The organism is Gordonia desulfuricans NBRC 100010 (assembly GCF_001485495.1).
In the GTDB taxonomy this organism is placed as follows: Bacteria; Actinomycetota; Actinomycetes; order Mycobacteriales; family Mycobacteriaceae; genus Gordonia; species Gordonia desulfuricans.
In genome coordinates this window covers 13333-37840 of the sequence record NZ_BCNF01000065.1, presented here as the reverse complement: position 1 = coordinate 37840, position 24508 = coordinate 13333, and the positions used below count along the sequence as shown (strand labels likewise).

Annotated in this window: 23 protein-coding genes and 1 tRNA gene; 7 read left to right on the top strand and 17 right to left on the bottom strand. The window is 68.3% G+C overall.

Annotation, left to right across the window (positions count from 1 at the left end):
- Positions 1–102 precede the first annotated feature (102 nt).
- From GD1_RS11500 to GD1_RS11480, 5 genes are all read left to right on the top strand, one after another.
- The gene (locus GD1_RS11500; protein ID WP_020793121.1) at positions 103–642 is read left to right on the top strand and encodes a tRNA adenosine deaminase-associated protein; all 540 of its coding nucleotides are present in this window, start codon (positions 103–105) and stop codon (positions 640–642) included.
- A gap of 38 nt (positions 643–680) precedes the next feature.
- Positions 681–1115, top strand: coding sequence for a nucleoside deaminase (locus GD1_RS11495; RefSeq protein WP_053777055.1), 435 nt, complete (start codon positions 681–683; stop codon positions 1113–1115).
- A gap of 96 nt (positions 1116–1211) precedes the next feature.
- Positions 1212–1478 carry a hypothetical protein gene (locus GD1_RS11490; protein ID WP_059037121.1) on the top strand — a complete coding sequence of 89 codons (267 nt, stop codon included), beginning with the start codon at positions 1212–1214 and terminating at the stop codon, positions 1476–1478.
- An 89-nt stretch (positions 1479–1567) separates the two neighbouring features.
- Positions 1568–1658 (top strand) — tRNA-Ser (locus tag GD1_RS11485).
- Between the two features lie 145 nt (positions 1659–1803).
- A complete protein-coding gene (locus GD1_RS11480) occupies positions 1804–3165 on the top strand; it encodes a TIGR01777 family oxidoreductase (protein ID WP_059037120.1) in 1362 nt (453 codons plus the stop codon).
- Positions 3166–3258: 93 nt separating this feature from the next.
- Here GD1_RS11480 and GD1_RS11475 read toward each other — a convergent pair whose 3' ends face one another.
- Together GD1_RS11475 and GD1_RS11470 are read right to left on the bottom strand one after the other, a co-directional pair.
- A complete protein-coding gene (locus GD1_RS11475) occupies positions 3259–3840 on the bottom strand; it encodes a lipocalin family protein (protein WP_059037119.1) in 582 nt (193 codons plus the stop codon).
- Positions 3841–3877: 37 nt separating this feature from the next.
- Positions 3878–4540: a fasciclin domain-containing protein gene (locus tag GD1_RS11470; protein WP_053777025.1), complete on the bottom strand. Its 663-nt coding sequence runs from the start codon at positions 4538–4540 to the stop codon at positions 3878–3880.
- A gap of 116 nt (positions 4541–4656) precedes the next feature.
- Between GD1_RS11470 and GD1_RS11465 the strand changes: the two genes are divergently transcribed.
- Positions 4657–5148 (top strand): hypothetical protein, encoded by a 492-nt coding sequence (locus GD1_RS11465; RefSeq protein WP_059037118.1) that lies wholly within the window; start codon positions 4657–4659, stop codon positions 5146–5148.
- Here GD1_RS11465 and GD1_RS11460 read toward each other — a convergent pair whose 3' ends face one another.
- Positions 5149–6825 (bottom strand): nitrite/sulfite reductase, encoded by a 1677-nt coding sequence (locus GD1_RS11460; protein WP_059037117.1) that lies wholly within the window; start codon positions 6823–6825, stop codon positions 5149–5151.
- A 259-nt stretch (positions 6826–7084) separates the two neighbouring features.
- On the opposite strand from GD1_RS11460, the gene GD1_RS25435 reads away from it, so the two are divergent.
- The gene (locus GD1_RS25435) at positions 7085–8062 is read left to right on the top strand and encodes a DUF4234 domain-containing protein (protein WP_244882675.1); all 978 of its coding nucleotides are present in this window, start codon (positions 7085–7087) and stop codon (positions 8060–8062) included.
- A gap of 34 nt (positions 8063–8096) precedes the next feature.
- Here the strand turns inward: GD1_RS25435 and nuoN are convergent, their stop codons facing one another.
- From nuoN to GD1_RS11385, 14 genes are all read right to left on the bottom strand, one after another.
- Positions 8097–9812 (bottom strand): NADH-quinone oxidoreductase subunit NuoN, encoded by a 1716-nt coding sequence (nuoN, locus tag GD1_RS11450; RefSeq protein ID WP_059037116.1) that lies wholly within the window; start codon positions 9810–9812, stop codon positions 8097–8099.
- Positions 9809–11389: an NADH-quinone oxidoreductase subunit M gene (locus GD1_RS11445; RefSeq protein ID WP_059037115.1), complete on the bottom strand. Its 1581-nt coding sequence runs from the start codon at positions 11387–11389 to the stop codon at positions 9809–9811. Before GD1_RS11445 ends, nuoN begins: the two co-directional genes overlap by 4 nt.
- Positions 11390–11392: 3 nt before the next feature.
- Entirely contained in the window at positions 11393–13309 is a 1917-nt protein-coding gene (nuoL, locus tag GD1_RS11440; RefSeq protein ID WP_059037114.1) for an NADH-quinone oxidoreductase subunit L, read from the bottom strand.
- Between the two features lie 13 nt (positions 13310–13322).
- Positions 13323–13637: an NADH-quinone oxidoreductase subunit NuoK gene (gene nuoK / locus GD1_RS11435; RefSeq protein WP_059037113.1), complete on the bottom strand. Its 315-nt coding sequence runs from the start codon at positions 13635–13637 to the stop codon at positions 13323–13325.
- Entirely contained in the window at positions 13634–14395 is a 762-nt protein-coding gene (locus tag GD1_RS11430; RefSeq protein WP_059037112.1) for an NADH-quinone oxidoreductase subunit J, read from the bottom strand. The genes nuoK and GD1_RS11430 overlap by 4 nt, the downstream gene beginning before the upstream one ends.
- Positions 14392–15045 (bottom strand): NADH-quinone oxidoreductase subunit NuoI, encoded by a 654-nt coding sequence (gene nuoI, locus GD1_RS11425; RefSeq protein ID WP_083534105.1) that lies wholly within the window; start codon positions 15043–15045, stop codon positions 14392–14394. The genes GD1_RS11430 and nuoI overlap by 4 nt, the downstream gene beginning before the upstream one ends.
- The gene (gene nuoH / locus GD1_RS11420) at positions 15038–16372 is read right to left on the bottom strand and encodes an NADH-quinone oxidoreductase subunit NuoH (protein ID WP_059037111.1); all 1335 of its coding nucleotides are present in this window, start codon (positions 16370–16372) and stop codon (positions 15038–15040) included. The genes nuoI and nuoH overlap by 8 nt, the downstream gene beginning before the upstream one ends.
- Positions 16369–18759, bottom strand: coding sequence for an NADH-quinone oxidoreductase subunit G (locus GD1_RS11415; protein WP_059037110.1), 2391 nt, complete (start codon positions 18757–18759; stop codon positions 16369–16371). The genes nuoH and GD1_RS11415 overlap by 4 nt, the downstream gene beginning before the upstream one ends.
- Positions 18756–20837 carry an NADH-quinone oxidoreductase subunit NuoF gene (gene nuoF / locus GD1_RS24280; protein WP_083534103.1) on the bottom strand — a complete coding sequence of 694 codons (2082 nt, stop codon included), beginning with the start codon at positions 20835–20837 and terminating at the stop codon, positions 18756–18758. The genes GD1_RS11415 and nuoF overlap by 4 nt, the downstream gene beginning before the upstream one ends.
- Positions 20834–22159, bottom strand: coding sequence for an NADH-quinone oxidoreductase subunit D (locus GD1_RS11405; protein ID WP_059037109.1), 1326 nt, complete (start codon positions 22157–22159; stop codon positions 20834–20836). The genes nuoF and GD1_RS11405 overlap by 4 nt, the downstream gene beginning before the upstream one ends.
- On the bottom strand, positions 22156–22842 hold the full coding sequence (locus tag GD1_RS11400) for an NADH-quinone oxidoreductase subunit C (protein WP_059037108.1): 687 nt from the start codon (positions 22840–22842) through the stop codon (positions 22156–22158). The genes GD1_RS11405 and GD1_RS11400 overlap by 4 nt, the downstream gene beginning before the upstream one ends.
- Positions 22839–23393 carry a NuoB/complex I 20 kDa subunit family protein gene (locus GD1_RS11395; RefSeq protein WP_059037107.1) on the bottom strand — a complete coding sequence of 185 codons (555 nt, stop codon included), beginning with the start codon at positions 23391–23393 and terminating at the stop codon, positions 22839–22841. Before GD1_RS11395 ends, GD1_RS11400 begins: the two co-directional genes overlap by 4 nt.
- Before the next feature lie 71 nt (positions 23394–23464).
- Positions 23465–23854 (bottom strand): NADH-quinone oxidoreductase subunit A, encoded by a 390-nt coding sequence (locus GD1_RS11390; RefSeq protein ID WP_020792022.1) that lies wholly within the window; start codon positions 23852–23854, stop codon positions 23465–23467.
- Between the two features lie 212 nt (positions 23855–24066).
- Entirely contained in the window at positions 24067–24480 is a 414-nt protein-coding gene (locus tag GD1_RS11385; protein WP_174519043.1) for a hypothetical protein, read from the bottom strand.
- Between the last annotated feature and the right edge of the window lie 28 nt (positions 24481–24508).

The following is a 24508-nucleotide window of genomic DNA, read 5'->3' as shown; positions in this document are numbered from 1 at the left end:
CCCTCCAGATTTCCACACGCGCGGTGTCCGGGGCACGGCAGTTCGGCGGATGTGACCATTCGGGACTTGGGGAGGACCCCCGATTCCGGCTACCGTGACCGCATGGCAGGTGCCGGCGCGGTTTCGGGTTCCAACAGCAAGGACGTCGTCGACGGCGTCGAGGGTTTCGCGGTCGCGGTGGTCCGCGAGGACGCGAAGTGGAAGGTGACGGCACTCAAGGAGCCGGCGCTGTCCGACCTCGCCGCAGCCGAACGGCAGTTGCTCGAATTGCGCGCGGCGGGCGCGGTGTTCGGGTTGCTCGACGTCGACGACGAGTTCTTCATCGTGATCCGGCCTGCCCCCGGCGGCGCCCGGATGCTGATCTCCGACGCCACCGCCGGAGTCGACTACGACGTCGCCGCCGACGTCCTCGAGGCCCTCAACATCGATGTCCCCGACATCGACCCCGATGAGCTCGACGACGTCGACCCCTGGGAGGAGGGGGATCTCGGCATCCTGTCGGACCTGGGATTGCCCGATGCGGTGATGGGCGTCATCGTCGGCGACACCGACCTCTACGCCGACGAGCAGATCGGGATGATCGCCGCGCGTCTGGGCTTCGCCGACGAGCTCGGGCGGGTCCTCGACACCCTCGGTCACTGATGCCCGGCGGCGCGAGCCGGCAGGTCGTGTGGGAGGCGATGATGACCTCCGCGCTCGAGGCGGCCGCGCTCTCCGGGGGTGACGACGTCCCGATCGGGGCGGTGGTCTTCGATCCCGACGGGGTGGAACTGGCGCGGGCGGCCAACCGGCGCGAGGCCGACGCAGACCCGACCGCCCACGCCGAGATCCTCGCGCTGCGGGCCGCGGCCCACGCCTTCGGTGACGGCTGGCGGCTGCCCGGCTGCACCCTGGCGGTGACCGTCGAACCGTGCACGATGTGCGCGGGGGCCATCTCGCTGTCGCGTGTCGAACTGTTGCTCTTCGGTGCCTGGGAACCCAAGACCGGGGCCGTCGGATCGCTGTACGACGTGGTGCGCGATCCGCGACATCCGCACCGGCCGCAGGTGCGCGGCGGCATCCTCGAAGAGCCGTGCCGCGCCCTGATGGTGGACTTCTTCACCGACCGCCGGTAGCGGTTGTCGCCGGAGTGGTGCGCTGATCGGTCGTCGGTGGGAGGCTGGTGAGGGGCCGGGGAATCCGGCACATCATCCAGACCACAGGAGGACGCCATGTCCGATGCGACGGACAAGGTCAACGAGGTCATCGGCACCGCGAAGGACAAGATCACCGAGCTCGCCGGCAGCCCCAAGGTGAACGAGGCGATCGACTCGGCCAAGGGCAAGATCTCCGAGCTGGCCGAGAACGAGAAGGTCAACGAGGTCATCGGGGCCGCCAAGGAGAAGATCGACGAGCTGGCCGCCAACCCCAAGGTGCACGACGCGCTCGGCGCGGCCAAGGGCAAGTTCGACGAGCTGAAGGGCAAGCTGGGCGGCTGACATCGGCGCGGGGAGGGCTGATACCGGCGATTCATCTCGCTGACCAGCCGATTTAATGCTCAGGCAGGTGCTGCGGTACAGTTTTCCGCGGTGGCGTGTCCGAGCGGCCGAAGGTGCAGCACTCGAAATGCTGTGTGCGGTAACCCCGTACCGAGGGTTCAAATCCCTCCGCCACCGCCAGAAATGGCCCCGTACTCTCGATGAGTACGGGGTCATTTCTTGTTCCCGCGCCCTGCAGTCCTGGGGCGACCGACCCGGGGCCTCAGACATAGGCAACCGCAGATTCGCCGGCCACGCTGGGGCGGTCCGCGTGAAGGGAAGCACGATGGGTATCGAGTATTCGAGTGTCGTCGACGCGCCACCGGATGAGGTCTTCGCCTGGCACGGCAGACCGGGTGCGATCCGGCGGCTGGTGCCGCCGTGGCAGCCGATGCGGGTGATCGAGGAGGCGTCGTCGTTGGCCGGCGGCCGCGCGATCCTCGGGCTGCCCGGGGGTCTGCGCTGGCCCGCCGACCACCAACCCGCGGCCTACGACCCGCCGTGGCGGTTCGTCGATGAACTCGGCCGCGATGGTCTGGCCTCCCTCCCGGTCGGTCTGGTCGGCCGATGGCGACATGACCATGAGTTCGAGTCGGTCGATCCGGGGCGGACGCGGGTCATCGACCGGGTGGACACGCCGATCCCGGGGAGACTTCTCCGGCAGACGTTCCGATACCGGCACCGGCAACTCGCCGACGACGTCGATGCCCATCATCGGGCACGGAGCTGGGCCGCGACCCCGGTGACCGTCGCCGTCACCGGCGCATCCGGGCTCGTCGGCAGTGCGCTCACCGCCTTTCTGACCACCGGTGGGCATCGGGTCGTCCGACTGGTGAGGCGACCCGCGTCGGGGCCGGATGAACGGTACTGGGACCCGATGGATCCGGCCGACCACCTCCTGCAGGGGGTCGACGCCGTCGTCCATCTGGCCGGCGCGTCGATTGCCGGTCGCTTCACCGGCGGCCACCGCACCGCGATCCGTGACAGCCGGATCACACCCACCCGGTTGCTGGCCGAGCGTGCCGCGGTCAGCGGCGGACCGGGTGTGTTCGTGTCGGCGTCGGCGATCGGGCTGTACGGCTACGACCGTTGCGACGAGCTCCTCGACGAAAGCAGTTCTCGCGGCGCGGGATTCCTCGCAGACGTGGTCGCCGGCTGGGAGGCGGCGACGTCACCGGCGCAGGCCGGGGGCCTACGCGTCGTGCAGGTACGCACCGGCATCGTACAGTCCGGGCGGGGCGGCACGGTTGCATTGCTGCGCCCGTTGTTCACCGCGGGTATCGGCGGCCGGCTCGGCGACGGCCGGCAGTGGACGTCCTGGATCGACATCGAGGATCTGGTCGACGTCTACCACCGGGCGATTCTCGATCCGGAGCTCGCCGGACCGGTGAACGCGGTGTCACCCGAACCGGTTCGGAACGACGAGTACACCCGGACCCTGGCGCGTGTACTCAACCGACCGGCGTTGTTGCCGGTGCCGTCGCCGGTCCCGGAGTTGCTCCTGGGCCGACAGGGCGCGCGGGAGTTGGCCTTTGCCGACCAGCGGGTGCAACCGCGTATACTGCTCGAGCGCGGTCACGCCTTCCGACGCCCCGATCTCGAGGACAGCCTGCGTCACCAACTCGGCCACATTCGTGGGTCGGGGTGACTGCGCGGCCGCGGTCGTCGGAGCCGAACGCACGAGTGGCCGGTGACCTCACCGGGTCACCGGCCACCTCGACGGGTCAGTCCCTCGGCCCGCTCACACGGTGCACAATGGCTTGATCTCCTGTAGACCCTGCGCGGTCGGCGACGTCAGCATCAGGCACGAGTTGTACCCCGAGGCCTCGACGACTCGACGGATCTTCTGCCAGGCCGCCTTGTCGACCGCCGGAGACCGGGACAGGACGAAGCCGGACACACGGCTGGGATCGCCGACGAGTGCCCAGGAGTAATCATCGGCGAGGTAGGTCACCAGGTAGTTGCTGGGTCCGTCGAGCGACTCCTGCGTGGGCACTCCGGGGAAGGAGACGTGCAGTGACGCAACGCCGTTGACGCGTGCGTTGCCGACGATCCCCCGCCGCTGGCCGGTGATCGTCGTACACGAATTCTCCACGCGCACATCCCGTTCACCGAGGAGGGTGTACTTCGCGGTGGTGTCGCGCACACAATCCAGGTTGTAGGGCGCCGGATTGGCGGCGAGCTGATACCACGTCCCGACGTAGCGTTCGACGTCGAGTTGCGGTACCGGTGTCAGCGGTCCCGCGTGAGCGGGAGCGGCGGACACCGCGAAACCGGCCGCGGCGAGGACTGCGGTGAACAGTCCCAGAACAATTCTCCTCATCGGATCTCCGTTTCTCGATGCCTCGTGGATGCGGTGATCACTGCGGGGGCAGCAGCACGCCGTCGATCAGGTACACGGTCGCGTTCTGGGTCTTGATACCACCGCAGACCAGGCCGGCATCGTTGAACTTCAGACTGTCTCCGGACCCGGTGACGGTGACCTTCGCGCCCTCGACGGTGGTCTGGTCGCCGGCGATGTCGGCGGGTGCGATCTGACCCGGGATCACGTGGTAGGTCAGGACCGAGGTGAGCAGGTCGGAGTCGGTCTTGAGCTTCTCCATCGTGGCGGCGTCGACCTTGGCGAAGGCCTCGTCGACCGGTGCCAGGACGGTGAACTGGCCGCCGTTGAGCGTCGACACCAGGTTGACGTTCGGATTGAGCTGCCCGGACAGTGCCGCGCTCAGGGACGTCAGTACCGGGACGTTACCTGCGGCGGTGGCCACCGGCTGATCACGCAGCTCCGCCACCGAGCCGGGGCCGGTGGGGACCTGCTGTGCGTACGCGGCGCATCCCGGTCCGACGAGCTCGGTCGCCGATGGGATGGTGCTCGTCGCCATGGAGGAGGTCGACGTCATTTCGGACGCCATCGAGGTCGACTCGGCGGATGTGGTCGTGTCCTCCGAGGAGCATGCGGCCAGACCGATCACCGCTCCTGCGGCGATAACGCTCAGCGCCAAGCTCTTTCGTGTCCTGTTCGCCATCGTTGATCAACTTTCTGTGTGGAGGGCCCGGCGGGCCCGGCACGGTGGTGGGTCACAGGGCCATTCGCGGCCATCGACGATCCGGATGGGTCGAATCGAAGAATTTCTTTCGGCCGGTGGCCGACGATGTGGCGAGCATGGTGGCCGACGACGCGGCGAGCACGGTGACCGAGAGCTCTGAAGGTGCTCCGATCGGGGTGTGCCGCCGAGAACCGGGGTTCGCCATGCCGGGGGTCGCGCGCAGCGAGATCTTGACCCCACCGACGCCGAGCCTGCCGGGTATGGTGCGAGGACGACGGTGGCGGATCACCCTCGATGTCATCCAGATCCGCGCCGGTGAGCAGTTGTCGACGGTCGATGACCGCACGATGGTGCGGCGAGTGGTGGGCGCCGAACCCGACGAGATGCAGCAGCGCCCGGCTTCTGCTCAGTGGGTGCAGGGGTGGACCGCGATGGTCGAGGCGGCCCGAGGACGCTCGGTCCCGCACCTGGGCGATGGGACCAGCGGTGGCTTGTCACCGCCCGGCACGAGTCGGCTCGTGGCGGAACGCACAGTGCACAGCCGCTCTCGCCGTAAGGCGAAAGCGGCTGTGCGGGAGTCGTTGTGATCAGCGGAGCTTCTGCTCGTCGGCACTGCCGACCCACGTGGCGAAGGTCTCGTCCGACAGTCGTTCTCGGAGGTAGTGGGTGACCACGCGGGTCACGTAGTCGTGCAGATCCGACGAGAGCACCTTGTGTCCCCGCAGTTTGCGTCCCATCCCCGCGTCGAAGCCCAGGCTTCCGCCGAGATGTACCTGGAAACCGTCGAGATGTGCCTGGAAACCGTCGACGATCTCGCCGTTCGGTGCGGCGACACGCATCCCCTTCAACCCGATGTCGGCGACCTGGATGCGGGCACACGAGTTCGGGCAGCCGTTGAGGTGGATGCTGATCGGGGTCCCGAGCCCACCGGCGATGCCGGCCAGCGACTGCTCGAGTTCGGTGATCAGTTGTGCTGCACGGTGTTTGGTCTCGACGAGGCCGTAATTGCAGTACTCGATCCCGGTGCACGCCATTGTCGAGCGACGCCACGGTGACGGCTCGACGGCCAGGCCGATCCGGTCGAACTCGCCGGTGAGCGGTGCGACGTGATCGTCGTCGACGTCGAGCACGACGAGCTTCTGCATCGGGGTCGGTCGCACCCGGTGGGAGCCGGCGGCCTCGGCGGCATCGGCGACGGCCCGCAGCTGTGTACCGCTCGATCGGCCGGCGGTGGGTGCGGCCCCGATGGCGTTGAGCCCGTTCTTCTGTGGCTGTACCCCGACATGGTCGCGGGGTCGCGCCATTCGGGTCGGACCCGGACCGTCGGCGAGCGTGCGGCCGAGGTACTCCGTTTCGAGTACGTCGCGGAACCGCTGCGCACCCCAGTCGGCGACGAGGAACTTCAGTCTGGCACGGGTCCGGACCCGACGATATCCGTGGTCACGGAACACCGACACGATCCCGGCCCACACCTCTGGTACGTCCTCGCTCGGCACCCAGGCGCCGAGCCGGACGGCGAGCATCGGGTTGGTCGACAGTCCACCACCCACCCAGACGTCGAAGCCCGGGCCGTGCTCGGGGTGGTCGACGCCGATGAAGGCGACGTCCTGGATCTCGTGTGCGACCTCGTGGAGTCCCGACACCGCGGTCGTGAACTTGCGCGGCAGGTTGGAGTACTCGGGATTCGCGAGCAGGAGATCTCGCAGTGCGGTCGATGCCGGTGTCCCGTCGAGGACCTCGTCGGCGGCGATTCCGGCGAGCGGTGACCCGAGGATGACTCGTGGTGTGTCACCGGCGGATTCGCCGGTCGTCAACCCGACACCCTCCAGCCGGCGCCAGATCTCCGGTAGGTCCTCGACCCGTATCCAGTGGAGTTGGATGTTCTGGCGGTCACTGATGTCTGCGGTGTCGCGCGCGAACTCGGTCGAGACGTCGGCGATGGTCCGCAACTGTTCGGTGGACAGACGGCCGCCGTCGACCCGCACGCGCAACATGAAGTACTCGTCTTCGAGGTCGGCGATGTCCAGGGTCGCGGTCTTGCCGCCGTCGATGCCGGGTCTGCGCTGTGTGTAGAGACCCCACCATCGGAAGCGGTTGCGGAGGTCGGTCTTCTCGATGCTCGCCCACCCCTGCTCGGAGTAGATCTCCTCGATCTGGGCACGGACGTTCAATCCGTCATCGTCGGCCTTGATCTGCTCGGCGTCGTTGAGGGGGACCTGTCCGCCGACCGCCCACTGACCTTCGTCGCGGCGTGTCCTGGTCACAGTTCGACGGGGACGCCCACGAGCGAGCCGTCGCGACTTCCGGCTCACGCTGAGCGAAAAGGCTCGGACGTCGGCCCGATCGACAAGCCGTCGCCGTGACCTGCGGATCGGCTCCGCCGTGACATGCGACGCGTGGAAGGCGTGATGATCGCGTTCGGGGATCGGCGAGACAAGGGATAGGGGAGAACGCCCGATTCGGGGTCCACCGTTCGCACGATATCGCTGGTCCCGGCCCCGCTGGTGGGGGATGATACGACGCGTGAGCACTCCGCAGAACCCGGAAGACGAGCAGCGACCGGCCGGTCCATCGGAAGCGGCCACCCGCCTGAACCAGAAGGTCACGCCCCCGACGCCGATCCCGCCGCAATTGCCACCGGATGCCGCGTCGGAGGCCAAGACGGAGTTCGTGTCGCGCCCGGCCCCGCCACCGCCGAGTGCGGCCCCGACCGCGGTCTACACCAAGACCGGCGTTCCGGCGGATGCGCCACGGCACGCGGAGCCGCCCCGGCATCAACCATCCCCGCAGCAACCGCCCCGGTATCAGGCACCTCAACATGAGGCACCCCAGCATCAGGCACCCCAGCATCAGGGGCCGCAGGGTCAGCCGCCCCAGGGTTTCCAGCCCGGACCGCCGCCGCAGTTCCGCCCGGGTCCGCCGCCGCACTTCCAGCCGGGACCGCCGCCCAGCGGTCCCGCATCCGGCGCTCCTGCACCCGGCGCTCCTGCACCCGGCGCTTCTGTACCGAATGTGCCTGCGCCGCATGTCCCGCCGCCGTCGGACGGTGTGCCGGCCCATCTCGCATCGCAGCAGCCCGCCCCCGGTGCGGGGCGTCCGGTGGCCGACGGGCTGTCGATGAAGCATCGCAATCCGCTCGGCGTGTGGATCGGTCTGCCGCTGATCACCTTCGGCATCTACGGGCTGGTCTGGTACTACAAGATCCACAAGGAGATGGCGCAGTTCGATCCGCGCAAGGAGATCCCGGTGGCAGGGCCGCTGCTGGTGATCATCTTCCTGGGTTGGACGATCATCGCGCCGATCATCAGCTACAACAACGCGGGCAAGCGGATTCGTGATGCGCAGCGTGCGGCGGGGCTTCCCGAGACGTGCAACCCGCTGCTGTGCTGGCTGCTGATGTTCGCCTTCGGTCTCCACACCTGGTACATGCAGACCGAACTGAACAAGGTGGTCGACCGCTACGGCGTCGAACCCGGAACCCAGGTTCCCCTGTTCGTCTGACAGATAGTCCTGTTCGGTTGGGCCGCAGCAGTTCTCACAGGAACGACGCCGCGTTGCCGACCAGGTCCAGCAGTGGCTGTGGGTAGAACCCGAGGACGATCGTGACCGCGGTGCACACCGCGATCGGCACGGTTGTCAGCGGGCTCGGCCGCACCACGTGCGGGGCGTCGAGGGGGACGTCGTCGAAGAACATCGCGACGATGATCCGGATGTAGAAGTAGGCGGCGATGGCACTGCCGATCACGCCGATCACGACGAGCACCGCGCCGCCGTTTCCGGCGACCGCGGCGAAGACGTCGAACTTGGCGATGAAGCCACTCGTCAGCGGGATTCCGGCGAAGGCGAGCAGATACATCGAGAACATCGCGCCGACAAGCGGATACCGCCGGCCCAGCCCGGCCCACTGGTCGAGTCCGGTGGCCTCCCGCCCGGACAGGTGCGGTCCCGACACTCCTGACCGTCGGCCGGCGTCCACCGGCTCACGGACCACCGCGGTGGTGGCGAATGCGCCGAAGGTCGAGAAGGCGTACGCCGCAAGGTAGAACAACGTCGCCGACAATCCCGGCTGATCGGTGCGGGTGGGATCGAAGGCGATCACCCCCAGCAGGATGAACCCGGTGTGGGTCACCGACGAATACGCCAGCAGGCGTTTCACATCCGACTGGGTGACCGCCATGATCGCCCCGACGATCATGGTCAGGATGGCCACCGCCCACAGCACCGGCCGCCACTCGTCGACGAGCGGTCCGAAGGCCACCCAGAACACCCGCAGCAGCGCGCCGAATGCGGCGACCTTGGTAGCCGCGGCCATGAAGGCCGTCACCGGCGTCGGCGCACCCTGATACACGTCGGGCACCCACGCGTGGAACGGCATGGCGCCCACCTTGAACAGCAATCCCACCGCCAGCATGGCCAGGCCGATCACGGCCAGGCGGGTGACGTCGTTGCCCCCGACCGCCAGTGCGGCACCGATCTCGGTGAGGTTCAGCGACCCCGTCGACCCGTAGGCGAAGGCCGCACCGAACAGGAAGAATGCCGACGAGAAGGCGCCCAGCAGAAAGTATTTCAGCGACGCCTCCTGGGAGAGCAGGCGGCGTCGGCGGGCCAGTGCACACAGCAGGTACAGCGGCAGCGAGAACACCTCGAGGGCGATGAACATGGTCAGCAGGTCACCGCAGGCGACGAACAGCATCATGCCGCCGACGGCGAGCAGGGTCAGGGGGAACACCTCGGTGGTCACCCCGCCGGCGCGGGTCGCTTCGAACTCGTTGTCGGAGTTGGGCACACTGGCCCCCGACGGGGTGAACAGGTCGGCGTCGGCGCCCTCGAGCGAGGCCTGCGCAGCCGCACCGGGGCCGTTGCTGAACCGCTTCGACGGGGTCACCACCCGTTCGAGGCCGTGTTCGGCCATGAACGCCACCGCGAGTACCGAGATCACCAGCAGCAGACCCTGCAGGAACATCGCGGGACGATCGAGCACCACCGCCCCGGACATCGCGGTACGGCCCTGACCGCCGTCGCGGGTCAGGATCACCGCCACCCAGATCACCGCGGCCAGCGCGGCCACCAGGCCGACCAGCGACAGCACCGGCTGAATCCGCCGACGTCCCGAACGCGATGCGAAGGCCTCCACCAGCACACCCGCCACCGCGACCCCGAAGACGATCAACATCGGTGAGAGCAGCGAGTATTCGACATCGGGCGGGGTGATCGCCGCCAGTGTGGTGACGGTCGTGGGATCGGGGGTCATCGCGCACCTCCGGACTCGGGCTGCACCGTCGAGATCGTGTGATCGACGACGGGATCGATCAGGTCGAGCAGCGGCTGCGGATAGAAGCCGAGGACCAGCAGGAGGACGAGGAGCGGTGCCACCACCACCCGCTCACGCAGCCGCAGATCCGGCATGGCCGCCCGCGCCGCGCCCGGTCCCTCGACCGGCCGGACCGGCCCACCCATCATCCGCTGATACAGCCACAGGATGTAGATCGCCGACAGCACCAGCGCGCTCGTCGCCGCCACCGCCGCCATCGGATACCGCGTGAACGTACCCACCAGCACCAGGAACTCACTGACGAACGGGGCCAGGCCGGGCAGGGACAGCGTCGCCAGTCCGGCCACCAGGAAGGTGCCGGCGAGGACCGGTGCCACCTTCTGCACTCCGCCGTAGTCGGCGATTATCCGGCTGCCGCGCCGCGACACCAGGAACCCCGCGATCAGGAACAGTGCGGCGGTGGAGATTCCGTGATTGACCATGTAGAGCGTGGCCCCGCCCTGGCTCTGCGGGGTGAGCGCGAAGATCCCGACGATGATGAACCCGAAGTGCGAGATCGAGGTGTAGGCGATCAGCCGCATCACATCGGTCTGCCCGATGGTGAGGATCGCGCCGTAGACGATGCCGATCACCGCGAGGGTGATGATCAGCGGCGCAAAGGTCTTGGATGCCTCGGGGAACAGCAACAGACAGAACCGCAGCATCGCGAAGGTGCCCACCTTGTCGACCACCGCCATCATCAGCACCGCCGACGCCGGGGTGGCGGCCACCGCGGAGTCGGGCAGCCACGAATGGAACGGCCACAACGGCGCCTTGATCGCGAAGGCGATCATGAACCCGCCGAACAGCAGCATCATCACACCGGAATCGGAGTGCAGCCGACCGTCGGCGACGGCGTCGGCGATGGCCGGCAACCCGAAGGTCCCGTGCCCGTCCTCGCCGATCGACGCATTCGCGGTCACCACGTAGAGTCCGATCACCGCCGCGAGCATCAGCAGACCGCCGAACAGGTTGTACAGCAGGAACTTCACCGCGGCCGCCGAGCGCGCCGGGCCGCTCCCGAACCCGCCGATCAGGAAGTACATCGGGATGAGCATGGCCTCGAACACGAGATAGAACAGCAGGACGTCGGTGGCGACGAAGCTCATCACCACCATCGCCTCCACCGACAGCATCAACGCGATGTAGACATGCGGGCCCTTCTGGCGGCGCCCGCCCGCATGATCCAGCGAGCCCGTGTGGTCGGCATCCGGCCACCCGGCCAGGATCAGCAGCGGCAGCAGAACGGTGGTGAGCAGCACGAGGACCAGGCCGATACCGTCGAGACCCAGCTGGTAGCGCGCACCGAACGACGGAATCCACTCCACATCGGAGATGAACTGGTAGCGAGCGCCATTCGGATCGAATCCGACGGCCAGGCCGATCGAGAGGGCGAGGGTCACCAGCGATCCGCCGAGCCCGATCCACTTCGCCACGTCGGCCCGGGAGGCGGGCACGGCGAGCACCCCCACCGCGGTCACGGCCGGCACCAGCCACAGGATGGTCAACCAGCTCATCGCCTACAACCCCCTCACCAGCATCAGCGCGGCCACCACCACGGTGGCCCCGGCGAGCATCGACAACGCATACGAGCGCACATATCCGCTCTGCCAGACCCGGATTCGATTCGACGACGCGGTGACCAGCGCACCCACCCCCTGACCGGCGCCGTCGACGGCACCGGCCTCCACGCCCACCAGAGACCGGGTGAGGGCCTGCCCGGGCACCATCAGGACCTTCTCGTTGAACGCATCCCCGTACAGGTCGCGGCGGGCCGCGCGGGTCAGTGCGTTCACCTCCTCGGGGGCGGTCACCGGGATCGGGCGGCGCGCGTACACCGCATATCCGGCGGCGAAGCCCACCGCCACCACCGCCAGGATGATCACGGTGAGCACCCAGGTCGGCATCGGCAACTCCGAATGGTGCTCGCCGACAACCGGTGTCAGCCAGTTCACCAGCGAGTCCCCGGCCACCAGCAACGCTCCCGATATCGCCGAGCCGACGGCGATCAGGATCATCGGGCCGGTCATCACCGGCGACGACTCGTGCGGGTGCGCATCCGGTGCCCAGCGGCGCTCCCCGAAGAACGTCATCAGCATCATCCGGGTCATGTAGAACGCGGTGATCCCGGCGCCGAGAAGTGCGGCACAACCGAAGATCACACCGCGTGCCCCGCCGGAACCGAATGCCGCCTCGATGATCAGATCCTTGGAGAAGAACCCGGCGAACGGCGGCACCCCGATCAGGGCCAGATAGCCGATCCCGAAGGTGACGAAGGTGATCGGCATGACCGACCGCAATCCGCCGAGGCGCCGCATGTCGGTCTCGTCGTCCATCGCATGCATCACCGACCCGGCACCGAGGAACAGCCCGGCCTTGAAGAATCCGTGGGTGAGCAGATGCATGATTGCGAAGGCGTACCCGGCCGGACCGAGCCCGGCGGCCAGCACCATGTAGCCGATCTGACTCATCGTCGACGCGGCGAGCGCCTTCTTGATGTCGTCCTTGGCGCAACCGATCACGGCACCGAACAGCAGGGTGACCGCACCCACCACGCACACCGCCAGCCGGGCGTCGGGGGCGAGATCGAAGATCGGATTGGAGCGGGCGATGAGATACACCCCGGCGGTCACCATGGTGGCGGCGTGGATCAGCGCCGACACCGGGGTGGGGCCCTCCATCGCATCCCCGAGCCACGACTGCAGCGGCACCTGGGCGGACTTTCCGCACGCCGCCAGCAGCAGCAACAGTCCGATCGCGGTGAGCGTTGCGCGGCCGGTGGATTCGGCACCGGCGAACACCGTCTGGAACGAGACCGACCCGTAGGTGGCGAACATGACCATCAGGGCGACCGCCAGGCCGGTGTCGCCGACGCGGTTGACCACGAACGCCTTCTTGGCGGCGGTCGCCGCCGCGGGCCGTTGCTGCCAGAACCCGATCAGCAGATAGGAGGCGAGACCCACACCCTCCCAGCCGAGATAGAGCCCGAGGTAGGTGTCGGCGAGGACCAGCACCAGCATGGCGCCCAGGAACAGGTTGAGGTAGGCGAAGAATCGGCGGCGGTCGGGATCATGGGCCATGTAGCCGACCGAGTAGATGTGGATCAGGCTGCCGACGCCGGTGATCAGCAGGACGAAACACATCGACAGCTGATCGAGGTAGAGCCCCATGTCCACCGACAGCCCACTCGACCCGCCGGCCGGGGCGACGTCGAGCCAGGTGTAGGCCACCGTGTGGACGGCACGGTCGGCGGTGGGGCGCCCGAGCATCCCGATGAACAGGGCCAGTCCCACCACGAACGACGCGACCGCCAGGACGCAGGCGAGCAGATGGCCCCAGCGGTCGGTGCGGCGCCCGGACACCAGCAGCACCAGCGCCCCGGCAAGCGGCAGCAGCGGCACCAACCACAGGATGTTCCCGGACGTTTCGGTACTCATGCCGCCCCTTCCGCTATCGCCTCAGCAGCGCCGCGTCGTCGACGGAAGCACTCCGCCGGGACCGGAAGATCATCATGATGATGGCCAGACCCACCACCACCTCGGCCGCGGCGACCACCATGGTGAAGAAGGCGATCACCTGACCGTCGAGATTCGGTATGCCACCAGAACTCTGCTTGCGGGCGAACGACACGAACGAGAGGTTCGCCGCGTTGAGCATCAGCTCGATACACATGAACACCACGATCGCGCTGCGCCGCAGCAGGACTCCGGCGGCGCCGATCGCGAACAGCACCGCCGCGAGATACAGATAGTTGTCGGGGTTCATCGCCGGTCCTCCGTCCGCGGCGCCGGTAGGGGATCGGCCGGGGCGGGAGCCGAGGGGGCATCGGGTTCTCGCGAACGCAGGATCGCCGACACCGACAGATCGGTGGGATGGCCGTCGGGCAGCAGCGCCGGCACGTCGACGGCGTTGTGCCGGGCGAACACACCCGGGCTCGGCAGCGGGGTGATGCCGGTTCCGCGGCGCACCCGCTCGATCGACAGTTCCCGTTGAGACCGTTTGGGGCCGAAGCGTTCCCGATGGGTGAGGACCATCGCGCCGAGGGTGGCGGTGATCAGCAGCGCCCCGGTCAGCTCGAATGCCCACAGGTACCGGACGAAGATGAGTTCGGCGATCGCCTCGATGTTGCCCTGGGTGGCCGTCGGTACCCCGGTGGTGGGGGAGGTGGTCGCGGCAACCGCGGCGGTACCGATCCCGCCGCACAGCAGGGCGCCGAAGCCGATCCCGATGATCACTGCGGCGATACGCTGGCCCCGAAGGGTTTCCACCAGCGAATCCGACGAGTCGACGCCGATCAGCATGAGCACGAACAGGAACAGCATCATCACCGCACCGGTGTAGACCACCACCTGCACCACACCCAGGAACAGCGCGCCCTGGGCCACATAGGCGACGGCGAGCACGATCATCGTCGTGGCCAGGAACATCGCCGAGTACACCGCCTTGGCCGCGAACACCACACCGAGGGCGCCGGCCACGGCGATCACCGCGACGATCCAGAACAGGACGCCCTCCCCGGTCATGCCGAGACCGTCCCGGTGGTGTCGTGCACCATGCCGTCCGCGCCGACCCGGCCACGGTAGTAGTCGGATTCGGTGGGGGCGGTGCCGGCGGCGACCTGCGCGGTCACATCATGGGGCGTCGGTTCGGTGTCCGGCGGGAGCGGTGCGAGCAGCTGGTTCTTCTCGTAGATCAGGTCGGCGCGGTTGTCGTCGGTGAGTTCGTAGTCGCCGGTCATGGTCAGCGCCCGGGTGGGGCACGCCTCGATGCACAACCCGCAGCCGATACACCGCAGGTAGTTGATCTGGTACACCCGGCCGTAGCGTTCCCCGGGCGAGAAGCGTTGGGCGTCGGTGTTGTCGGCGCCCTCGACGAAGATCGCGTCGGCGGGGCACGCCCACGCACACAGTTCGCACCCGACACATTTCTCCAGCCCGTCGGGATGCCGATTGAGCTGGTGCCGACCGTGATAGCGCGGTGCCGGGGGCCGTTTCTGTTCCGGATACTGTTCGGTGACGGTGGGGCCGAACATCGCCTCGAAGGTGCGGCGCAGACCGCCGACCGGGCCGAACGGATCCTGCCGGGGTGCATCGGTGCGGGTGGTCCCCGGCCGGGGTGCGTCGGTGGGGGGCGGTGCGGCGCCGGCCGATTCTGTACGCGAGGTGTCAGGCATCGGAGGTCTCCTTTGCGGTCGGCGTGGGACCCGGTGTGTGGCCGGGTAGGGACTGGCCGGGGAGCGGGGGTACCGGGAAGCCACCGGCGAAGGCATCGAAGGCAGGCGGACCGGATGCGGTTGTCGCACCGGCGGTTGCAGCCGGGGGAGCTGCGGGACGGCGGGGGCGCATCACCCGACGGATGATCAGCAGCAGGCCGACGGTGACGACGAGTCCGGCGGCCGCCGACACCAGCGCCCGCGGCACCGTGTTGTCGGCTCCGGGGATGCACACCCGGATCAGCGCCACCACCATCACCCACATGAGCGACACCGGGATCAGTACCTTCCAGCCCAGATTCATGAACTGGTCGTAGCGCAGTCGCGGCAGGCTGGTGCGCAGCCAGATGAACACGAACAGGAACACCCAGACCTTGATGGTGAACCACAGGATCGGCCACCATCCGGAGTTGGCGCCGTCGATCAGCGACAGCGGCCACGGGGCCTGCCAGCCGCCCAGGAACAGGGTGGTGGCCAGCGCCGACACGGTGACCATGTTGATGTATTCGGCGAGCATGAACATGGCGAACTTGAGTGACGAGTACTCGGTGTGGAAGCCGCCGACGAGTTCGCCCTCGGCCTCGGGCAGATCGAACGGGGCGCGGTTGGTCTCACCGACCATCGACACCGCATAGATCACGAACGACGGCAGCAGGACCAGGGCGTACCAGTAATTGTGCTGGCCGGCCACGATTCCCGACGTCGACATGGTGGTGGCGTCGAGGAAGACCGCGGCAAAGGTCAGCCCCATCGCGATCTCATAGGAGATCACCTGCGCGGTGGACCGCAGCCCGCCGAGCAGCGGATAGGTCGACGCCGACGACCATCCGGCCAGGACGATCCCGTACACCCCGACCGAGGCCATCGCGAGGATGAACAGCACGGCCACCGGCAGATCGGTGAGTTGCAGCGGCGTGTGGTGACCGAACACCGACACCATCGGGCCGAACGGGATCACCGCGAACGCGATGACCGCCGGCACCACCGCGATGATCGGGGCGAGCAGGTAGATCACCTTGTCGACGCCGCTCGGGGTGATCCCCTCCTTGAGGGCCAGTTTCACGCCGTCGGCCAGGCTCTGCAACAGTCCGCGTGGACCCACCCGATTGGGTCCGATCCGGTTCTGCATGCGCGCCATGATCTTTCGTTCGGCGAGGATCGCGACCAGCGGGTTGACGATGAGGAAGGCGAACACCGCCACCGCCTTGACGATCACCAGCCACCACGGATCGTGCCCGAAGTCGGTGAGTGTCGGGTACTCGGTGGCAGCGGAGAACGAGGTGGTCATCGGTCACCTCCCGGTCGGAGTCCGACGACGTCCCCGGCTCCGGCCCCCAACAGCGCGGGCAGTGGGGCGCCGGCGGAGTTGGTGGGCACCCACACCACGTCGTCGACCATCTCGGTGACCGCCAGCGGAAGGACCAGCGATCCGGTGGCCGTGTGGATCTCGAGGCGGTCCCCGTCGCCCACGCCCACGCGTGCAGCGGTCGTCGCCGACAGCCGTGCGCGGGCGGGATGGGCGGTGCCGGCGAGATGCGGTGCACCGTCCTGCATCCGGCCGTGATCGAGCAGGTGGGCCCAGCACGCCAGGACCGCCTGTCCGTCACCGACATCGGGTGGGCCGGATGCCGGGGTGGACGAGCGGAGCTCCCGGGGTCCGCTCCACGGCCCGATGGTGCCGAGTTGGGTCAGGATGTCCTCGGCGTCATCGCATTCCAGGTCGACACCGGTGTGGGCGGCCAGCGCGTCGAGGACCCGGTGGTCGGAGATCCGGCCGGTCTCACCCAGCGCGGCCGGGAAACTGCGGGCCCGTCCCTCCCAGTCGAGGAAGGTGCCGGACTTCTCGGCGACGGTGGCCACCGGGAGCACCACGTCGGCACGATCGGTGACCGCCGAACGTCGGATCTCCAGGCTCACCACGAAGGCCGTGTCGAGCGCTCGCACAGCGAGATCGGGATTCGCGAGATCGGCGGGGTCGACCCCGCCGACGAGCAGCGCGTCGAGGTCGCCGGCGGCGGCCGCGGCCAGGATGTCCGAGGTGTCGCGGCCGGGGCGGGTCGGTAGGGACCGCACCCCCCAGGCCACCGCCATCTCGGTGCGGGCGGTGTCGTCGGAGACGGGGCGCCCTCCGGGCAGCAGGCCGGGCGTCGCACCCACTTCGAGGGCGCCGCGTTCCCCGGCCCGCCGGGGAATCCAGACCAGTCGGGCGCCGGTGCGCGCCGAGAGCGACACCGCCGCCGACAGTCCTCCGGGACTGGTGGCCAGACGCTCACCGACGACGATCACCGAGGCCGGATCATCCAGTAGCGCTGCGGTGTCGGGATTCTCGAGGAGTGCTGCCTCGCCGCCGGGGGCGGTCGGCAGCAGCGTCGCCGACAGCTTCGCGTTCCCGGGACTGCGCCACGGGGCGATGGTGACCACCCGGGTGCGGGACTCCCGTACCGCCCGCCGCAACCGCAGGAAGACGATGGGGGACTCCTCCTCGGGTTCGAATCCGACCAGCAGGACCGTCGGCGCGGCGACCAGCTGGGCGTAGGTGAGATCGTCGGTGCGGGAGGCGATCCGGTCGGCGAGAAAGGCGCTCTCCTCCGCACTGTGGGCGCGGGCTCGGAAGTCGATGTCGTTGGTCTGCAACACGGTTCGCGCATACCGCGAGTATCCGTAGGCGTCCTCGACGGTGACCCGGCCACCGGTCAGCACCCCGGTGCGGCGGGTGGCGAGACCGTCGGCGGCCGCGCGCAGTGCATGGGCCCACGACACCTCGCGGAGTTCGCCGTGGGCGTCACGGACCAGCGGGGTGGTCAGCCGGTCCGCGGCGGTGGCATAGGCGAACGCCCAGCGGCCCTTGTCGCAGTTCCATTCCTGGTTGACCTCGGGGTCGTCGGCGGCCAGGCGGCGCAACACCGTTCCGCGCCGGTGGTCGACCCGCTGGGCGCAGCCGCTCGCGCAGTGCTCACACGCGCTCGGGGTGGAGATCAGATCGAACGGCCGGGCCCGGAAGCGGTAGTCGGTGCCGGTGAGCGCCCCCACCGGACAGATCTGCACGGTGTTGCCGGAGAAGTAGGAGTCGAACGGTGTCCCGTCGGCGGTGCTGACCTGTTGCAGCGCACCGCGATCGGCGAGATCGATCAGCGGGTCACCGGCCACCTGATCGGCGAAGCGGGTACAGCGGGCGCACAGCACACATCGTTCACGATCGAGCAGGATCGCCGTGGACAGCGGCACCGGCTTGACGTAGGTGCGTTTGGTCCCGGTGAACCGTGAGGTGGCGCGACCGGCGGTCATCGCCTGGTTCTGCAGCGGGCACTCGCCGCCCTTGTCGCAGATCGGGCAGTCGAGGGGATGGTTGATCAGCAGCAGCTCCATCACCCCGCCCTGCGCCTTGGCCGCGGCGCCGGAGGTGAACTGGGTGTGCACCACCATGCCCTCGGTGACCGTGGTGGTGCACGAGGCGAGTGGTTTGCGCTGACCCTCGACGTCGACGAGGCACTGCCGGCACGCACCGACCGGTGCGAGCAGCGGATGATCGCAGAAGCGGGGGATGGTGATGCCCACCTGCTCGGCCGCCCGGATCACCAGGGTGCCGGGGCGGACGTGGATCTCGATGCCGTCGATGGTCGCCGACACCGGATTCGCCTGTTCGGTGCCGGTGGGGCGGTCGGACAACGCGGTCATCGGACACCTCCGTGATCGGCGAACACCGTGGCCGCGGCTGGATCCAACGGACAGCCACCGGGGCCGTGGCCGGTGCGCGCGTGGGCGAGATACTCGTCGCGGAAGTGGGCGAGCGAGGACGTGATGGGGCTGCCTGCGCCGTCACCGAGTGCGCAGAACGACTTCCCGACGACCCCGTCGGTCACGTCGGCGAGGACGTCGAGGGCCGCGACGATCTCCGGTTCGGTGAGCTGCCCGGACTCGATCCGGCGTAGTTGCTGGACCAGCCAGTAGGTGCCCTCGCGGCAGGGCGTGCACTTGCCGCACGATTCGTGGGCGTAGAACCTCGTCCACCGCAGTACTGCCCGCACCACGCAGGTGGTCTCGTCGAAGATCTGTAATGCCTTGGTGCCCAGCATCGAACCGGCCGCACCCACCCCCTCGTAGTCGAGCGGGACGTCGAGGTGCCCGGCGGTGAACATCGGGGTGGACGAGCCGCCCGGGGTCCAGAACTTCAGGGTGTGCCCCGGTCGAACCCCGCCGGCCCGGGTGAGCAACTCCCGCAACGTGATCCCCAACGGGGCCTCGTACTGGCCGGGGTTGCGCACATGTCCCGACAGCGAGTACAGCGTGAAGCCCGGCGACTTCTCGGTGCCCATCGCCCGGAACCAGTCGATCCCGTTGCGCAGGATCGCCGGCACACTCGCGATGGACTCGACGTTGTTGACCACCGTCGGACTGGCATACAGTCCGGCGACCGCGGGGAACGGCGGTCGTAGTCGGGGCTGCCCGCGACGACCCTCCAGCGAGTCGAGCAGTGCCGTCTCCTCACCGCAGATGTAGGCACCGGCCCCGGCGTGCACCAGCAGTTCCACGTCGACCCCGGAACCGAGGATGTTCTCGCCCAGATAGCCTGCGGCATAGGCCTCGTCGACGGCGGCGCGAAGCCGTTGCAGCACACCGACCACCTCGCCGCGCAGATAGATGAACGCATGCCGGGCCCGGATGGCATAGGCGGCGATGATCGCGCCCTCCACCAGCGAGTGCGGGTCGGCCAGCATCAGCGGCATGTCCTTGCAGGTGCCCGGCTCGGATTCGTCGGCGTTGACCACGAGGTAGTGCGGCGGCGCGTGCGGGTCGTCGGACTGGGGGATGAACGACCACTTCATGCCCACCGGGAAGCCTGCGCCTCCGCGCCCGCGTAGCCCGGAGGCCTTGACCAGTTCGATCACCTCGTCGGGTGCCATCCCGAGTGCGGTGCGCAGGCCGCGATAGCCGTTGTGCCGCAGATAGTTGGGTAGCGTCCACGACTGTGGCTCACCCCAGTGCCGGGTGAGCACCGGAACCTCGGCGGGTTCGGGTTCGGGTTCGGCGGTGGCCTCGGACGAATCCGGTGCAGAGGGATCTGAGGCCGGGCGTGCCCCCACGTCCACCCCGGCCAGGATCCGTTCGGTGTCGCGGAATCCGCACAGCGTCGACGACCCGCGTGACGGCGCCCGGACCAGCCCGGCACGCAGATCCTCGGCGATCTCGACGATCGACTCGGGGGTCTGGGTGTCGAAGAACTCCCAGTTGATCATCACCACCGGCGCGCGATCGCAGGCCGCGTTGCACTCGATCTCCTCCACGGTGATCCGCGAATCCGACGTGGTGCCACCGGGTTCCACGCCCAGGTGATCACACAGCCGGCGCAGGATCTCCTCGCCGCCGACGATCCCGCACAGCGTGTTGGTGCACACCCCGATCAGGTACTCGCCGGTGGGCGTGCGCCGGAACATCGAGTAGAAGGTGGCGACGGCGGCGACCTGTGCGTCGCTGAGTCCGAGAACCTCGGCGCAGAAGCCGATTCCGGCGCGGGAGATGAGTCCGTCCTCCGATTGCACCAGGTGCAGCAGCGGCAGCAGTGCCGAGCGGGACTGCGGATAGCGGGCGATCACCGGACCGGCCTGTGCACGCAACCGCGCGAGGACGTCGTCGGGGTAGGAATCGGGTCCGGAGAACGTAATCGGTGGATGGGCGCCGGGGCCGCCTGTGGCCGGGGGTTCGGCGACGGGGTCGGGCGGGCCCACCCCGAGCTCGACGAAGACGGGTTCACTCATCGGTCCACCCCTCCCATCACGGGGTCGATACTGGCCACCGCGGTGATCACGTCGGCCACCATGCCGCCCTCGCACATCGCGGCGACGGCCTGCAGGTTGGTGAACGACGGATCGCGAAAATGTACTCGGTAGGGCCGGGTTCCGCCGTCGGAGACCATGTGTACGCCCAGTTCGCCGCGGGGCGATTCGACCGCCACGTAGCACTGGCCGGGCGGGACCCGCATCCCCTCGGTGACCAGTTTGAAGTGGTGGATCAGCGATTCCATCGACTCGCCCATGATCTCGGCGATGTGTGCGGGCGAGTTGCCCAGACCGTCGGGTCCGACGGTGAGGTCGGCGGGCCAGGCGATGTCGGCCTCGGCGACCATCACCGGGCCGGGCCGCAGCCGGGCCAGACACTGCTCGACGATCCGCACCGACTCGTACATCTCCCGTACCCGGATCACGTACCGGGCGTAGGAGTCACAGGTGGTGTCGGTGATCACGTCGAACTCGTAGTCCTGGTAGCCGCAGTAGGGTTCGGACCTGCGGACGTCGTGGGGCAGGCCGGTGGACCGCAGCACCGGTCCGGTGATGCCCAGGGCCATGCATCCGGCGAGGTCGAGATATCCGACGTCGCAGGTACGTGACTTCCAGATGTAGTTGTCGGTCAGCAGATCCCCGAGCTTGTCGAGTTCGCCGGGTAGGTCGGCGAGGGTGGCCGCGATCGCGTCGGTGGCGCCGTCGGGCAGGTCGGCGGCCACACCGCCGGGCCGGATGTAGGCGTGGTTCATCCGCAGGCCGGTGACGAGCTCGAACAGGTCCAGGATTCGTTCCCGGATGCCGAATCCGCTGAACATCGCGGTGACCGCACCGAGTTCCATCCCGCCGGTGGCCAGGGCGACGAGGTGGCTGGCGATCCGGTTGAGCTCCATCAGCATCACCCGGATCACCGACGCACGCTCGGGGATCGCATCGGTGATACCGAGCAGCTTCTCCACCGCGAGGCAGTAGGCGGTCTCGTTGAAGAACGGTGACAGATAGTCCATCCGGGTCACGAAGGTGACCCCCTGAATCCAGTTGCGGTACTCCAGGTTCTTCTCGATCCCGGTGTGCAGGTAGCCGATTCCGCAGCGGGCCTCGGTGACCGTCTCACCCTCGATCTCCAGGATCAGGCGCAGCACCCCGTGGGTGGAGGGATGCTGGGGGCCCATGTTCACCACGATGCGCTCCTCGCCGTGGTGTTCGGCGGCCCGCGCGGCGACCTCGGAGACGATCTCGTCCCAGTCCTGTCCCGACACGGTGTAGGTGTGCTCGGGATGACGGTGCTCCACCTTCGTCATGAGTACGACCTCCGCCGGTCAGGGGGCGCGATGCGGGTTCCCTTGTACTCCACCGGGACACCACCCAGCGGGTAGTCCTTGCGCTGCGGATGTCCGACCCAGTCGTCGGGCATCTCGATCCGGGTCAGGGCGCGGTGCCCGTCGAAGACGATCCCGAAGAAGTCGTAGGTCTCCCGCTCGTGCCAGTCGTTGGTGGGGTAGACATCGCACAGGCTGGGGATGTGCGGATCGGCGTCGGATGCGGCCACCTCCAGCCGCAGCCGGCGGTTGTGGGTGATGGAGGCCAGCGGATACACCGCGTGCAGCTCGCGGCCGGCGTCGTCGGGATAGTGAACCCCGTTGACGCCCAAGCACAACTCGAAACGCAGCGCCGGATGGTTACGCAGGGTCAGTGCCACCGCGGGCAGATGTTCGGCCACCACGTACAGCGTCATCTCGCCGGCGTGGATCTCCACCTTCTCGATCGCGGCGTCGTAGGCCGGACCGCCGGCGTCGGCGAGTGCGGTGGCCAGGTCGTCGGCGACGGCGTCGAAGTACCCGCCGTACGGGCGTGCCGCGGCGGGCAGGGTGACCGGCTCCACCAGGCCGCCGTAGCCGGAGGTGTCGCCGCTGCCGTGCACCCCGAACAGGCCGCGGCGTACGCCGATCACCTCGTCACCGGCCTGCCGGTTGTGTTCGGTCATCGCAGCAACCCCTTGAGCTCGATGGTCGGAGCCGACTGCAGCGCAGCCTGTTCGGCGGCCCAGATCGCCTCCTCGCGGTTCACCCCGAGCGGGGTCTGTGCGATCTTGTCGTGTAGCGCGAGGATCGCGTTGAGCAGCATCTCGGGGCGCGGCGGGCAGCCGGGCAGATAGATGTCGACGGGGACCACGTGGTCGACACCCTGGACGATCGCGTAGTTGTTGAACATGCCGCCCGACGACGCGCACACCCCCATCGCGAGAACCCATTTGGGTTCGGTCATCTGGTCGTAGATCTGCCGCAGCACCGGCGCCATCTTCTGGCTCACCCGGCCGGCGACGATCATCAGGTCGGCCTGCCGGGGGGATGCGCGGAAGGCCTCCATGCCGAAGCGGGCGAGGTCGTAGCGGCCCGACGTGGTGGCCATCATCTCGATCGCACAGCACGCGAGCCCGAAGGTGGCCGGCCACAACGAGCCCTTGCGCATGAATCCGGCGAGTTCCTCGACGGTACTCAGCAGGAATCCGCTGGGCAGTCTCTCCTCGAGACCCATCGGGCACCTCCTCGTGTCGCCGGCCGTGCTGTCGGCCCCGGTTCAGGGGCGTCGGGCACCGGCCGGAACGGTCAATCCCAAGCGAGTCCTCCGCGGCGCCATTCGTAGGCGTAGGCAACGGAGACGTTGACGATGAACAGGGCCATCGCGGCCAGGCCGAACCAGCCGAGGGCGTCGAAGGCGACGGCCCACGGGTACAGGAACACGATCTCGATGTCGAAGATGATGAAGAGCATGGCGGTGAGGTAGTACTTGACCGGAATGCGTTGCACCACCGACGGTCTGGAACCGGATGGGGTGGCAAAGGCGCCTTTGCCGAGTGGCTCGATGCCGCATTCGTAGGCTTCGAGTTTGGCACGGTTGTCTCGGCGCGGGCCGACCGCCGATGCGATGAACACCGAGAACACCGCAAACGCCACAGCGATCGCCCCGAGCACCAGGATCGGGACGTAAGCGTTCATACGATCGAGCCCTCCGAGTACTCCACCGGGACTGGTGTGAGGTACACCACAACCTTACAAGCGGTGTCGGGGAAGTCGACTGTATTCACCGAGTTTGCCGTGCTGATTTCGGCGTTCTCGGCCGCCGAGGAGCCGAAACCGGTGGTCAGAGACCTCGATCCGGGGAGTGGGGCAGTGCTCGTGACCCGCCGGTGCCCGCGATCGGGCCGCGCTCAGAACTCGGCGGTGCGCAGCATCGTGACGAAGGCCTGCGGCAGGCCGATCGGATCGACCGGCAGGGATGCGGTGGCGTCGGCCCGCGACCAGTCGGCCAGCCAGCGGTCGTCGGCGCGGCCGAGCAGCACCAGGGTGGGCGGGCGCGGGTCGTACTCGTCGCTCATCTGCTTGGCGATCCCCATCCCGCCCTGCGGACTGGCCTCCCCGTCGAGGATCGCGACGTCGATGTTGCCGGCGTCGAGTTGGGAGAACACCATCGGACCGGTGGCGATCTCGACGAAACTCAGCTCCGGCAGTTCCGGGTCGGGACGGTGCCCGAGGGCGCCGATCACCTCACGTCGGGTGGTCGCGTCGTCGGAGTACACCAGCACGCGCAACACCGAAGGCGGGCGCGGCTGCACGTCGGTCACGTCCCCGATGTTACGACACCACAATCGG